We start from the raw sequence: 12,193 nt of genomic DNA on the forward strand, positions 1-12,193 counted from the left end.
GAACCGGGATCAGACAGGCAAGCCTACCACAAAACGCGCGCCGAGTGGCTCGGAAGTGACATCGGCCTCGGTCGGGCGGATGTTTTCGGCCCAGATCACCCCGCCATGTGCCTCGACAATCTGCTTGGAGATTGCCAGGCCAAGGCCTGAGTTATTGCCGAAATGCTCCACCGGGCGCTGCGAATAGAAGCGTTTGAAAATCTTGGAAAGCGCCTGGTCGGGGATGCCGGGGCCGGTGTCCTCGACCACGATCAGCACCCGGTTTGCGCGACGGCGCGCCCAGACGCGGATGGCGTCGCCCTCCTCGCAGAAGGAAATCGCATTGGTGATCAGGTTCACGAAGACTTGCGCCAGGCGCGCCTCCAGCCCCTGCAGCTGAATCGGCTGTGCAGGCAGATCGGTGATGTAGTCGATGCCCTTGGCGCGGGCATCCTCGCCCAGGTACTGGTTCAGGTTGCCCAGCATGGACAGGAGGTTGAACTCTTCCTCCTCCTCCTTGACCAGTTCGGCGTCCAGCCGCGAGGCGTTGGAGATGTCGCTGACCAGCCGGTCGAGGCGGCGCACATCGTGTTCGATCACGTCCATCAGCTTTTCGCGCTGGTCATCGCGGCGGACCATCCGCAGGGTGCCAACCGCGGATTGCAGGCTGGCGAGCGGGTTCTTGATCTCATGCGCCACGTCCGCGGCGAACTGTTCGTTGCTGTCGATGCGGGAATAAAGCGCCTTGACCATGCCGCGCAGGGCACGGCTGAGGCGGCCAATCTCGTCAGGGCGGGCGGACAGGTCAGGGATGCGGATCCGGCCCGGGTTGGATTTACGGCTGCCGCGGTCGCGGCCCAGTTCCGCCGCCTCGGCCAGATCGGCCAAGGGGTTGGCGATGGTCGAAGCCAGCACCAGGCTGAGGCCGACGGAAACCAGAAGCGCCACCACAAACATCTGCAGAACCCGTTCCTGCTCGCCGCGAACGAGCGCGTCTACCTCGCCGGTGGGCGAGGTCAGCGCGATCACCCCGACGGCGGTGCCGTTGTGCATGATCGGGGTAGCCGCGGAGATCACCCGGCTGCCGCTGGTGTCCACCACGGTTTCAACCCCGGTGCCGCGATTCATCGCACGGTCCACAAGGCCGCTGAGCCGTTCCTCCAGCGTCGGGCCAGAAGCCGCATTGGGTGTTTCATCGCCTTCCGTCAATCCCCAGAGCACAGAGAGCGCGTCGCTGATCAGGGTGCGGCTGCGGCCGCTGTCGTTCAGCACGTTCAGCGCATCGCTGCGGTCCACACCCTTGATGCTGGAAATCAGGTTGCCGGTGGTGTCGAACACAAATGCCTCGACCCCGCCGCGCAGGCTGAGGCGAGCCAAGGTATCTTCCACCTGAATGCCATCGCCGGCAGCAAAGCTGACGGCGCCGGCCGCGGGCATCTCAGCCTCGAACACATCGGCGGCCAGCATCGCCTCGGAGACCAGCGCGCCGGCCCGCTGCTGAACCAGGCTCTGGCGGGAAGAGTTCAGGTAGAGGATGCCGGTGACCATGATGGTCAGCGCAATCAGGTTGAAAGTGATGATCCGGCGGGTCAGCGGCGAGCCCTTGAGCGGCAGGAGCCCGCGGCGGGCGCGCTTGACCTGCATCTCGCGCGTGACCGACTGGTCGGGGGTGACCCAGTCTTCCCCCAAAACCACATCGCCGTCCTGCTGGCGTTGCACTATGCTGGTATCGCGCATCCGCGCCACTCCCTTGGCCGGGGGCAAGAAGCCCCGCTTAGATGTGCCGCTTATTCTTCATTGTAACGGTAACCGATTCCATAAAGGGTCTCGATTGCCGCAAAATCCGAATCCGCGCTGCGCATCTTCTTGCGCAGGCGCTTGATGTGGCTGTCGATGGTGCGGTCGTCCACATAGACCTGATCGTCATAGGCCACATCCATCAGCTGGTCGCGGCTTTTGACGAAGCCGGGCCGCTGGGCCAGCGCCTGCAGCAGCAGGAATTCGGTCACTGTCAGCGACACGTCCCTGCCCTTCCAGCTGACCGCGTGGCGCAGCGGGTCCATCCGCAGGTTGCCGCGCTCCATCACCTTGGCCTCGGGCGAGGCGGTGCCTTCGGCGTCGCTGCTGATGGCCTCCTGGCGGCGCAAGAGCGCCCGGATGCGTTCGACCAGCAGGCGCTGCGAAAACGGCTTCTTGACGTAATCGTCAGCCCCCATGCGCAGGCCCAGCACCTCGTCGATCTCATCATCCTTGGAGGTCAGGAAGATCACCGGCATCTGGGATTTCTGGCGCAGCCGCTGCAACAGGTCCATGCCATCCATGCGCGGCATCTTGATGTCCAGCACCGCCATATCCGGCAGTTTCTTGTTGAAGGCGTCCAGCGCCGCCTGCCCGTCATTATATGTTTCGACCTCAAAGCCCTCGGCCTCAAGCGTCATGGAAACCGATGTCAGGATGTTCCTGTCATCGTCAACCAAAGCAATCTTCGACATCGGAATTGCCCCTAATCTGCTCTGTTATGTTTTGTTTTTACCATGTTCATCGCCGTTCTAGTGCCCCGAATCAATCCCATTTGAAGAATCGGGACAATCTTTGGACACAATTGGGGCAAAAATACCTTAGCGTTCACTGAACAGCCGGGCACATGCCGCGGTGCAGAACAATGGTTGCGCTAAACATTGCCTTGATGGCGCTAACTGGTTGAAACCGGCCTGTTCACCCCCCAAAACGCCATGTTAAGACCGCGCCACCGGCAGCGATGCCGTTTCTATTGCCCCAATGGCGCAGCCGCGCAGCCTGCGTGCCGCCCGCGCCGCCACAGGAGAAAAAACGCATGACATCTGGACGGGTTAACCCGCAATTCCGCCTCGAGGATCAGGGCATCGAGGGTCTGGGCAATGTCTATTACAACTTCATGGAGCCTGCGCTGATCGAAGCCGCGCTGAAGCGCGGCGAAGGCACGCTGGGCAATGGCGGCGCCTTCCTGGTCACCACCGGTAAATTCACCGGCCGGTCGCCCAAGGATAAACATGTCGTGAAAACCGAAAGCGTGCGCGACACCATCTGGTGGGACAACAACGCCGCGATGAGCGCCGAGGGTTTTGACGCGCTCTACGCCGACATGCTGGAGCACATGAAGGGCAAGGACTACTACGTCCAGGACCTGGTGGGCGGCGCCGATCCGGCACATGCGATCAACGTCCGCATGGTGACCGAGCTGGCCTGGCACAACCTGTTCATCCGCACCATGCTGCGCCGTCCCGACCGTGAAGACCTGGATGATTTCATCGCCGATTTCACCGTCATCAACTGCCCGAGTTTCCAGGCCGACCCCAAGAAGCACGACTGCCGCAGCGAGACCATCATCGCGATGAACTTCGACCGCAAAATGATCCTGATCGGCGGCACCGAATACGCTGGCGAAAACAAGAAATCGGTGTTCACCCTGCTGAACTACCTGCTGCCGGAAAAAGGCATCATGCCGATGCACTGCTCCGCCAACCACGCCAAAGGCAACCCGGTCGACACCGCCGTGTTCTTCGGCCTCTCGGGCACCGGCAAGACCACCCTGTCGGCCGACCCGGACCGCGTCCTGATCGGTGATGACGAGCACGGCTGGGCCGACAACGGCACCTTCAACTTCGAAGGCGGCTGCTATGCCAAGACCATCAACCTGAATGCCGAGGCAGAGCCGGAAATCTACGCCACCACCTCCAAGTTCGGCACCGTGATCGAGAACATGGTGTTCGATCCGGAGACCAAAGAGCTGGATTTCAACGACGACAGCCTGACCGCCAACATGCGTTGCGCCTACCCGCTGCATTACATCTCCAATGCATCGGCCAGCGCCCGAGGCGGCCACCCGAAGAACATCATCATGCTGACCTGCGATGCCTTCGGCGTGCTGCCTCCGATCGCGCGGCTGACCCCGGCGCAGGCGATGTACCACTTCCTGTCCGGCTTCACCTCCAAGGTGGCGGGCACCGAGCGCGGCGTGACCGAGCCGGAGCCGACCTTCTCCACCTGCTTTGGCGCGCCGTTCATGCCGCGCCGCCCGGAAGTTTACGGCAACCTGCTGCGCGAGAAGATCGCCCAGCACGGCGCCACCTGCTGGCTGGTGAACACCGGCTGGACCGGCGGCGCCTATGGCACCGGCAGCCGGATGCCGATCAAGGCCACCCGCGCGCTGCTGACTGCTGCGCTGGACGGTTCGCTGGCGGATGCGGAATTCCGCAAGGACGCGAACTTCGGCTTTGACGTGCCGGTCAACGTGCCGGGCGTGCCGGAACTGCTGCTGGATCCGCGCCGCACCTGGGACGACAAGGACGCCTATGACACCCAGGCGGCCAAACTGGTGCAGATGTTCTCTGACAACTTCGAGCAGTACCTGCCGTTTATCGACGAGGACGTGAAGGCCGCAGCCATCGGCTGATCTACCTGAGTAATAGCCCCGGCCACTACCGGGGCTATTTGCTTCTTCCTGTCAGTTCAATTTCAACCAGGAACCCGGTATTCCAAATATCAGCGTTTCCATCGTCCCAGTAGGAAACCTTTACGCCAGGCCGATTGAGCTTAGGCGCTATAGAAAACCTCGCAAAGTGCTGTCGGTTTTTGAGGTTGTTCGGCTGGCCAAGTCCCCATCGCCGGTATGTCAGCGGCTCTCCTGAAGCCCAAACCCACCCCCCTGCAGGTTCGTTTCGCCGGTCTGGCTGGTACAAACCGATATAGGGACCAAAGCGCATTCCGTCATTATGTGCTATGAATCGCTCGTCCGAGGAGAATAGATCAACCACAAACTGGTTTTCTTCCGCACTGTTGATCGACACCAAGTATCCTCCGGCATTCCGCGCCATGCTATTTGCAGAAGACCAGGCCATCGACTGCCCGTGCACTGACAGATAGAGACGCCCACGGAAATAGCCGAACTTAATAGGGTACAACCGAAAAACAGTGAGCGCCTTGCGTAAACGCGGCTCTATATCCCCTGTAAGATCTTCGGGTGTATACCGCCGGGCCATTGGCCCCATTAGTGCCTCGATAGCCGGAACATTGGGAAGCACCTTCAGGAGTGCAACATCGACTTCAGAGCCATATCCAATGTTGGTCATTAAACGTGCTTGCGAAATAGCCTTGCGCGTTCGAGGACCGAATTTCCCGTCCAGTCCGCCAGTATCAAACCCCATCATACCCAATGCTTTCTGCACTAATATCCGGTCTTTTGCAGATAGCGTTACGGTGCGTCCGTCTTCTTCAATCGCTGACGCCAACCAAGGCTCTGCAACCCGGTAGCCCCGGCGCAGATCCAACTCAAGAGACAGAGCATCACGCCGCTTTGCCGCCAGTGCAACCAGCCGGTGCTCCGGGTAGTCTTCGTATTTCTTCAAAAACCGCTTCCAGCTCCAAACCGTGTTATACCCCGCTGCCTCGGTGAATTCCTCAATCATCTCCTGATCGATTCCCTGAGGCCGCGGGACCGGGGCAGGAGCGGCAACCGGTTGCGGTTTGGGCGGCACCAGAAAGATGTCGTGGCCCGGCAAAGATCCATAGACAAAGGGTTCCTGCTCACCCTGCGTCGCTGCAAAAACAGTGTCGCGGACTTGACGGAACAGCTTGCCAAGCTCAAGCCCCGGGGTTTCGATATGCCGCAGCAGCGCCGCCGCATAGGGGCTGTTGCGTCCGGAACCGTCCAGGGCAAGCGTGCCTCCCTTTGCCGAATACCCAACCAGAACACCGCTGGGTTCAATTATAGCCAGACCGCGGCCGATGGATCTGGTTGCCCCGGACACCTTCATCTGCTGCTGGAACGGATTGTCCCGGCAGGCATCTACCAGCACGATTTTCAGGCCGCCGGATGACTCCACAGCTGACAGAACGCCGCTCAGCCGGATCGCTTCGAATTCGACGTCCCGGCTGCTTTTGAGTTCCGCATTGACGGGGATCAGGTAATTTGTGTTTTCAATTTCGATGCCGTGTCCTGCGTAATAAACCAAGACCACATCCGCCTGTTCAGCGGTTGCTGAAAAGTCGCGCAGCGCGAGCCGCATACCGCGGTAATCCAGGTTCTCGAATTCAGAGACGTCAAACCCGATCCGCCGCAGGGCGCTTGCAAGATCCGCGGCATCGCGACCCGGGTTTCGGAGTTTGGGAACTGCTGCGTAGTCGGAATTGCCAATGATCAGTGCCACCCGCTTTTCCGGATTTGCCTTCGCGGTTGCGGTGCCGGCTGCAAGCAGCCACAAAGCTATCAGAACCAGCTGCGTGAAAACACGGAAAACGCGCATATCAGTCCCCCCTGAACCTGCACAATCCAAGGTAGCACATTTCCGAAAAACTTCTAACCCGGCGGCTAAGGCCGGATATCCGGCCTAAAGACTGCCTGTCACCATGTCCCGCACCTTGACTGCGTAGCGGTCGGTCATGCCGGAAACGAAATCCGCCAGCGAATGCATGGCTGTACAGGCATCCTCCACCCCGCGCAGATCCAGGTCGACGGCGCGGATCAGCTGTGCCCAATGGGGATGCTCCTTGGCCAGCACCGCCTGATCCCAGCCGCAGGCAGCCAGATCGGTGTAAAGCCCGTGGAAGTGGCCGAGGATGCGGTGCAGCACCTGGCGGCCTGCGACCTCCAGCTCTGTCTTGCGGCGCGCGGCAAAGATGCGTTCCACCGACAGGCGCTGCAATTCGGCAAAGGCGTCCGCCTTGGATGATGCGCCGATCAGGTCACCGTCGAATTCGCCGCTCATGATGGCGTCGTAATTGTCCAGGAAGGCCTGCACAGCGGCGCTGGTGGCGGCACCGATGGAGAGCGCGCGCAGAAGGGCGACACGCTCGCCCAGCGGCATGGCGGCGTCTTCCTCGCGGTTGCGCTTGCCGGTGATGTCCTCGAGCACAGCAGCCACATCACCCCGGTCCAGATCGCCCACGGCGCCTGCGTCCTCGATATCCATGATGCGGTAGCAGATATCATCCGCGGCCTCGACGAGGAAAGCGAGCGGGTGGCGGCGGTACCAGCCTGCGCTTTCGCGGATCATGCCGGTGGCGGTGCAGATTTCATCGAGCAGCGCTGTGTCAGCGGCAAAGACGCCGAATTTCTTGAGGCCTGCATAAGGCGCCGGGCCATCGCCGCAAACGGCATCGCGCACCTGGCGGGTACAGGGGTATTTCAGGAAGGCGCCCAGCGTTGCGTAGCTGAGCCGCATGCCGCCCTCGCGCCGGGCCATTTCCAGCCGCCCGGCGATGCGCAGGCCCTGGGCGTTGCCTTCAAAATGGGCAAACTCGGCCTGCTGGGCTGCCGGGACCTCGGCGGCGAGCCCTGCACCTGCCTTGAATTGCGCGGCAAACCAGCCGCCGATGCTGTCCTCGCCGGAGTGGCCAAAGGGCGGGTTGCCGATGTCATGCAGAAGGCAGGCGGATTGCACATGGCCGGCAATGCGCAAGACCTGATCCGGGGTGATGCGGTTTGCTGCCAGCAGGGCCTGCCCAACGCCAGCGCCAAGCGAACGGCCGACGCTGCAGGTCTCCATGCTGTGGATCATCCGGTGGTGCACATGGTCGTGGCTGTAGAGCGGGTGCACCTGGGTTTTCTGCGCCAGCCGCCGGAACGGCTCGGAGAACAGGATGCGGTCATAGTCCTGCAGATAGGCCTCGCGCCCCGGGGCTTCGGGGAAGTCCGGCCGGCACAGCCGCCCCGGGTTCAGCAGCCTGTTCCACTCCATCGCCATGTGCCTGCTCCTTTGCCTGATTTGACAGCGGTTAAACGGGAGGCGGCGGGGAATTGCAAACCCTTCAGCGCGGTTCGATGCCGGCAGGCTCCAGCTTGTGCTCCGGCTCCACGTGAATCACCACCTGCGCCTCCGGCAGGGCATCTTTCAGGGCGATTTCAATCATGTCGCAGATGCCGTGGGACGCCCGCACCGTCATGGCGCCGTCCACCACCATATGAAACTCAATAAACAGCGCACGGCCGGCCCGGCGGGTCCTGAGGCCATGCACCTGCAGCGCGCCTGCTGCCATGCGCTGGATGACCTCTTCGATTTTCTGGCGTTCCTCCGCCGGGGCGGCGGTGTCCATCAGGCCGTTCACGGAGGCTGCGATCACCAGCCAGCCCTCGCGCAGGATGTTGACGCCGACCAGCAGCGCCAGCAGCGGGTCGAGCACCGCCCAGCCGGTGACAAGTGCCAGAACCAGCCCAGCCAGCACCCCGGCAGAGGTCCAGACATCGCTCATCAGGTGGCGCCCGCCAGCCGACAGCGCCGGGGACTTCAACCGTGTGCCCGCGCGCAGCAGCACCCGCGCCCAAGCAAGGTTCACCAGCATCGCCAGCGCGTTCACCAACATGCCGGCAGCGCCCCAGGCGGGATCGCCTGCGCGGGTCAGCGCGCTGATGGCTTCGTGCAGGATCACCAGGGCAGCGATCACGATCAGGATGCCCTCGATCACCGCCGAGAAATACTCGGCCTTGTGGTGGCCGTAGGGGTGGCCCGCGTCCGGCGGCCGCTGGGCATAGCGCACCGCGAACCAGGCCATCACCGCGCCGCCGATGTTCACCAGCGATTCCAGCGCATCCGACAGCAGCGCCACGGAACCGGTCATCATCCAGGCAGCAACCTTCAGCGTCATGACCGCCAGCGCGACCAGGATGGAGCCGGTTGCCAGCTGTTCTGCGCTGAGCCGTTGATGCATGACGCCCTGCCTTTCCCCGCTACATCAGCACGCCGCGGCGCAACAGGTTCAGGCCTGCGATCAGCAGCACCACCAGCGTTGCGCGGCGGAACAGCACCTGGTCGATCCGGTCATGCAGCTGCCCGCCGATCCACATGCCCGCCACCGCCGGCACGATCAGCGCCAGCGAGAACGGCGCGGTCTCAGTCCGGATCACACCCGATCCCACATGCGCCACCAGCAGCGCCACCGCACCCAGGCCGTAGATCACCCCCTGCACCCGGATCTGTTCTGTCTTTTCGGTATTCAGGGCCGTCAGATAGGCCACCGTCGGCGGCCCCCAGACGCCGGACACGCCGCCGATCAGACCCGCAATGCCCCCCACCATCGCCTCGCTGCGGCGGGAAGGATTGGCGATGGTGAATGTTTTGCCCATCAGTTGAATGCAGGCAAAGACCGTGACCGGCAGGCCGATAACCAGGAGCAGAGCCTGCTGCGGCAGCAGCCGCACGGACTGGGCGCTGAGCAGCAGGCAGACAAGCCCGATCAGCAGGAACACGCGGAACTTGCGGATCGAGGCCATGGCCGCCGCGGGCCCCTGCCGCAGCGCCTGCATGCCGTTAGTTACCAGCGTAGGCAGAATCAGCCCGGCCAGCGCCAGGTCCGGCGCCAGGAACATGCTGAGGCCGGAAATGAAGATCATTGGCATGGCAAAGCCCACCAGGCCTTTGACCGTGCCCGCCAGCAGCGCGATGCCAAAGGCCGCTGCCAGCTCAGCCGGGGAAAGAAGCGTAAACAATGCGGTCATGCCTCCGCTCTATCACATCCGCAGCGTGCTGCACGGGCAAAATCGACACGCAAGATTTGATCCAAATGACGCACCCGTGAGTATTTTTGTTGCGCTGCACCTGCAAAATGATTTACCACCGGGCGACCGAAGAAGGATCTGATTCATGGCCCACGACGGACAGGACTTGCATATGAAACCGACTCTCATTCCCGACCTGCTGGCGCTGACCGGCGCAGCGCTGGAACCGCTGGACCAGCTGCTTGAGGCCGCACGGGCCTCCGTCAAGGACATGGTGAGCAGCGACGGCCGTGTCTCCGGCAAGCTGATCGAGGAAAACCAGGTGGCGGCGCATGGTCTGTCCTGGCTTGCTACTTACGTCTACTCGCTGCGGCAGATGCAGAAATGGGCGGAGAAGCTGCAGGGCGAGGGCAAGTTCGGCGAGATGGAGCAGCTGCTGCACCAGATCGGCTTTGGCGAATACCTGTGGCAGGTCTACGGCGGCATCCAGATGAACCAGGGCGAAATCATCCGCTTGCAGGATCTGGGCCTGAGCCAGGACGCCCAGCGTGCGCTGATGGTGCCTGCAGTGATGACGCTGTGCGAGCAGGGCAACAGCCAGGCCGCCCGCACCCGTCTGGTGGAGCTGATGGAGGAACAGGCTGGTTCCACCATGTTCGGCGCCTCCGGCCTGGAGGAAGAGCTGGAGATGATCCGCGACCAGTTCCGCCGCTACGCGGTAGAGAAGGTCGAGCCGAATGCCCATGACTGGCACCTGAAGGATGAGCTGATCCCGATGGAAGTGATCGAGGAGCTGGCCGAGATGGGTGTCTTCGGGCTGACCATCCCGGAGGAATACGGCGGGTTCGGCCTGTCCAAGGCCTCGATGGTTGTGGTGTCCGAGGAACTGTCGCGCGGCTATATCGGTGTTGGCTCTCTGGGCACCCGGTCCGAGATTGCGGCGGAGCTGATCCTGTGCGGAGGCACCGAGGAGCAGAAGGCCAACTGGCTGCCGAAACTGGCCAGCGCCGAGATTCTGCCGACCGCCGTGTTCACCGAGCCGAACACCGGCTCTGACCTCGGGTCCTTGCGCACCCGCGCGGTGAAGGATGAGAACGGCGATTACAAGATCACCGGCAACAAGACCTGGATCACCCACGCTGCCCGCACCCATGTGATGACGCTGCTGGCGCGCACCGATCCGAACACCACCGACCACCGCGGGTTGTCGATGTTCCTGGCAGAGAAGACCCCGGGAACCGACGAGGCCCCCTTCCCCACCCCCGGCATGACCGGCGGCGAGATCGAGGTGCTGGGCTACCGCGGCATGAAGGAATACGAGCTGGGTTTCGACAATTTCCACGTGAAGCAGGAAAACCTGCTGGGCGGCGAGGAAAACAAGGGCTTCAAGCAACTGATGGAGACGTTTGAATCGGCCCGCATCCAGACCGCGGCCCGCGCCATCGGCGTGGCGCAGTCGGCGCTGGATATTGCCATGCAGTACGCGCAGGAGCGCAAGCAGTTCGGCAAGTCGCTGATCAACTTCCCGCGCGTCTCCGGCAAGCTGGCGATGATGGCGGTGGAGATCATGATCGCCCGCCAGCTGACCTATTTCTCAGCCTGGGAAAAGGACCACGGCCACCGCTGCGATCTGGAGGCCGGGATGGCCAAGCTCCTGGGCGCGCGGGTTGCATGGGCGGCGGCCGACAATGGCCTGCAGATCCACGGCGGCAACGGCTTTGCGATGGAATACAAGATCTCCCGCGTGCTGTGCGATGCCCGCATTCTCAACATTTTCGAAGGCGCCGCCGAGATCCAGGCGCAGGTCATCGCCCGCCGCCTGCTGGGCTGACCGCTGTCAGAGACCACCGCAGGGGAGCAATCCCCTCCTTGCCCGGCGCTCGCGCCGGGCTTTTTTCCGGGTGGCTGAAAACCGCAGCTTATGCGGCCCGCCTGCAACCACGGCGCGGAATAAGTCTGTTTCCAATACAGGTTCTTCGATCCTTAACGATTCATGGTTAACAAGAGTGCATGACACTCTTTCGCTGCCTCCTTCTGCCCACTCTGCTTTTGATCTCCGCCTGCGGCGGCGCCGTTCCGGAGGGACAATCCCCCCGTATTCTGGCGATGGGCGATTCGCTTCTGGCCTGGCACAGCCTGGCCGGCAAATCCATTTCGGACACAGTGGCCCGCGAATTGCAGGAACCGGTTGTTGACCGTTCCGTTTCCGCCGCGCGGATCATCTATAAGCTGCCCATTTCCGGCGCTGCTGGGATGAACATCCGCAAGCAGTACACGCCCGGCGAGTGGGACTGGGTGATCGTCAACGGCGGCGGCAATGACTTGTGGCTTGGTTGCGGCTGCTTTGCCTGCAACCGCAAAATGGACAAGCTCATTGCCTCTGACGGGCGCAAGGGTGCAATCCCCGGGATGCTGGCAGAACTGCGCGCGTCCGGCGCCAAGGTGATCTATGTCGGCTACCTGCGCAGCCCCGGCGTGGGGTCGATGATCGAACATTGCCGGGACGAGGGCAACGAACTGGAGGCCCGGATTGAGCGGCTGGCGGCGCTGGATGAGGGGATCTTCTTCCTGTCAAACAAGGACTTGGTGCCTTACGGCGACCGGTCCTACCACGCGCTGGACATGATCCACCCGTCAGTCAAGGCGAGCAGCGAGATCGGCCGCAAGGTGGCCGAGATTATCCGCACGAACTGAGAGAACCCCGGCCCGGACGCGCGGTTTTCCCGCCCGAATGCTTGCACTTGC

Annotated in this window: 9 protein-coding genes; 3 read left to right on the forward strand and 6 right to left on the reverse strand. The window is 62.4% G+C overall.

The window, feature by feature from the left end; genetic code table 11:
* Positions 1-9: 9 nt before the first annotated feature.
* Both RA25_RS08305 and RA25_RS08310 read right to left on the reverse strand, forming a co-directional pair.
* Complete coding sequence (locus RA25_RS08305) at positions 10-1,716, reverse strand: sensor histidine kinase (protein WP_019296584.1); 1,707 nt, start codon at positions 1,714-1,716, stop codon at positions 10-12.
* Positions 1,717-1,766: 50 nt separating this feature from the next.
* Complete coding sequence (locus RA25_RS08310; protein WP_019296585.1) at positions 1,767-2,471, reverse strand: response regulator transcription factor; 705 nt, start codon at positions 2,469-2,471, stop codon at positions 1,767-1,769.
* A gap of 341 nt (positions 2,472-2,812) precedes the next feature.
* On the opposite strand from RA25_RS08310, the gene RA25_RS08315 reads away from it, so the two are divergent.
* On the forward strand, positions 2,813-4,411 hold the full coding sequence (locus RA25_RS08315; protein ID WP_019296586.1) for a phosphoenolpyruvate carboxykinase: 1,599 nt from the start codon (positions 2,813-2,815) through the stop codon (positions 4,409-4,411).
* Positions 4,412-4,445: 34 nt separating this feature from the next.
* On the opposite strand, the gene RA25_RS08320 is transcribed toward RA25_RS08315, so the two are convergent.
* The 4 genes from RA25_RS08320 to RA25_RS08335 all read right to left on the reverse strand — a co-directional run bounded on the left by RA25_RS08320 (position 4,446) and on the right by RA25_RS08335 (position 9,448).
* The gene (locus RA25_RS08320) at positions 4,446-6,260 is read right to left on the reverse strand and encodes a caspase family protein (protein WP_039171472.1); all 1,815 of its coding nucleotides are present in this window, start codon (positions 6,258-6,260) and stop codon (positions 4,446-4,448) included.
* Between the two features lie 84 nt (positions 6,261-6,344).
* Positions 6,345-7,700: a dGTP triphosphohydrolase gene (gene dgt / locus RA25_RS08325; RefSeq protein WP_193747969.1), complete on the reverse strand. Its 1,356-nt coding sequence runs from the start codon at positions 7,698-7,700 to the stop codon at positions 6,345-6,347.
* A gap of 64 nt (positions 7,701-7,764) precedes the next feature.
* Entirely contained in the window at positions 7,765-8,661 is an 897-nt protein-coding gene (locus tag RA25_RS08330; protein WP_039171474.1) for a cation diffusion facilitator family transporter, read from the reverse strand.
* Between the two features lie 19 nt (positions 8,662-8,680).
* The gene (locus RA25_RS08335) at positions 8,681-9,448 is read right to left on the reverse strand and encodes a sulfite exporter TauE/SafE family protein (RefSeq protein WP_039171477.1); all 768 of its coding nucleotides are present in this window, start codon (positions 9,446-9,448) and stop codon (positions 8,681-8,683) included.
* A 145-nt stretch (positions 9,449-9,593) separates the two neighbouring features.
* Between RA25_RS08335 and RA25_RS08340 the strand changes: the two genes are divergently transcribed.
* Both RA25_RS08340 and RA25_RS08345 read left to right on the forward strand, forming a co-directional pair.
* Positions 9,594-11,279, forward strand: coding sequence for an acyl-CoA dehydrogenase family protein (locus RA25_RS08340; RefSeq protein WP_019296591.1), 1,686 nt, complete (start codon positions 9,594-9,596; stop codon positions 11,277-11,279).
* Between the two features lie 179 nt (positions 11,280-11,458).
* Positions 11,459-12,142: an SGNH/GDSL hydrolase family protein gene (locus RA25_RS08345; RefSeq protein WP_039171480.1), complete on the forward strand. Its 684-nt coding sequence runs from the start codon at positions 11,459-11,461 to the stop codon at positions 12,140-12,142.
* Positions 12,143-12,193 lie beyond the last annotated feature (51 nt).

The sequence above is a fragment of the Leisingera sp. ANG-S5 genome (assembly GCF_000813925.1).
Classification (GTDB): domain Bacteria; phylum Pseudomonadota; class Alphaproteobacteria; order Rhodobacterales; family Rhodobacteraceae; genus Leisingera.

Bases quoted from the DNA above. Each gene is read 5' to 3' on its own strand.
- RA25_RS08305 (WP_019296584.1), bottom strand. From the start codon at position 1,716: ATGCGCGATACCAGCATAGTGCAACGCCAGCAGGACGGCGATGTGGTT.
- RA25_RS08310 (WP_019296585.1), bottom strand. From the start codon at position 2,471: ATGTCGAAGATTGCTTTGGTTGACGATGACAGGAACATCCTGACATCG.
- RA25_RS08315 (WP_019296586.1), top strand. From the start codon at position 2,813: ATGACATCTGGACGGGTTAACCCGCAATTCCGCCTCGAGGATCAGGGC.
- RA25_RS08320 (WP_039171472.1), bottom strand. From the start codon at position 6,260: ATGCGCGTTTTCCGTGTTTTCACGCAGCTGGTTCTGATAGCTTTGTGG.
- dgt (WP_193747969.1), bottom strand. From the start codon at position 7,700: ATGGCGATGGAGTGGAACAGGCTGCTGAACCCGGGGCGGCTGTGCCGG.
- RA25_RS08330 (WP_039171474.1), bottom strand. From the start codon at position 8,661: ATGCATCAACGGCTCAGCGCAGAACAGCTGGCAACCGGCTCCATCCTG.
- RA25_RS08335 (WP_039171477.1), bottom strand. From the start codon at position 9,448: ATGACCGCATTGTTTACGCTTCTTTCCCCGGCTGAGCTGGCAGCGGCC.
- RA25_RS08340 (WP_019296591.1), top strand. From the start codon at position 9,594: ATGGCCCACGACGGACAGGACTTGCATATGAAACCGACTCTCATTCCC.
- RA25_RS08345 (WP_039171480.1), top strand. From the start codon at position 11,459: ATGACACTCTTTCGCTGCCTCCTTCTGCCCACTCTGCTTTTGATCTCC.